Genomic DNA, 1,129 nt, shown 5'->3' with positions numbered 1-1,129 from the left:
CTATCATGATGGTGTCTCCGTCTCGCCCTGGTTGCGCCAAGTCCTTGAAGATGCGTGCGAACACACCCATACGAGACCATCTGACGAACCGGTTGTAGAGCGTCTTGTGCGGGCCATACACCGATGGCGCGTCGCGCCACTGCAAACCGTTCCGTTTGACGTAGATGATCCCACTCAGCACCCGCCGATCATCGACCCTTGGTACGCCACGTGATTTCGGAAAGTGCGGTCGAAGACGCTCCATCTGCGCCTCCGTCAACCAGTAGTAGTCGCTCATGTTGCCCCCGTAGTTTGCGGGCGTGAATCACGACTATCCAAAGGGTTCAAGCGGCCTTATGGGTCCTGACCCTAGAAGGGCTTGGGCTTCGCATTTTCGGTAGTCCACAGGCAGGAATTACGGTTTACCAGACGCTTACTATGGATGACCCGAGGACAAACCCGAGGGTAACTGTTTACGCGAGTTATCGCGATAAGTTGCTCGTCGCGGCAGAATTGATCGCGCAGGGTTAAGACTGCGACATTTATCTCAAAAGTGCGTTGCCTTATCCATATATTATTTCTCGCAAAAGTTAGAATATTATCAACAAATATGCTCTGTGGAATATGTGACGCTATCGTCAATTCACGGAAGCAGGGTATGCTTGATAACCTAAATTCCTCGGGGAAGTCTGAAGGGCAAAGCTTGGTCACGAATCCTGCCTGCTGCATGGCAATTTCAGAGAGTGCTGCTGCGCAGTTCCAAATTTGATGATCTTTCGCGGGAACAAGCCTCTAAGCCCAGTCGAGCCCGCGCGGCAACAGCTACGCCAGCTCGCAGCGCATCCCGGTCATTCATGCTCTGAGCAGCGAATGACCGCTCCCCGCCCTCCCTGTCGAGGCGGTAGGGCCGAGGGAGCGCGGTCAGTTGCGGCGCTCGAGCCAAGCCTTCTGCCACAGGTAGTAGCCCGACTGGCTGATGCCTGGTCCCGCCAGCCCGCGAACGGGTCGATCTTGAGCCAGGACGTGTCCAGCCCGGCGCTGCGCAAATCTGGGTCCGCGAATCGTCCGCACATGCCGCACAGGATCGCGGTGTCGCGCCAGGCCGTCAATTAGCGCGGACTATCATCAGAGCGCAATTGCAGCCAGGAGA

Annotated in this window: 1 protein-coding gene; it reads right to left on the bottom strand. The window is 56.4% G+C overall.

Features of this window, described 5'->3' with window-relative positions; genetic code table 11:
- The coding region (locus IT41_RS20455; RefSeq protein ID WP_036741137.1) for an IS5 family transposase at positions 1–277 on the bottom strand (277 nt) is incomplete at its 3' end.
- Positions 278–1,129 lie beyond the last annotated feature (852 nt).

It is taken from the genome of Paracoccus halophilus, assembly GCF_000763905.1.
Classification (GTDB): Bacteria; Pseudomonadota; Alphaproteobacteria; order Rhodobacterales; family Rhodobacteraceae; genus Paracoccus; species Paracoccus halophilus.
Note: the sequence above shows the minus strand (reverse complement) of the source record. Positions and strands in the feature narration are given on the sequence as shown.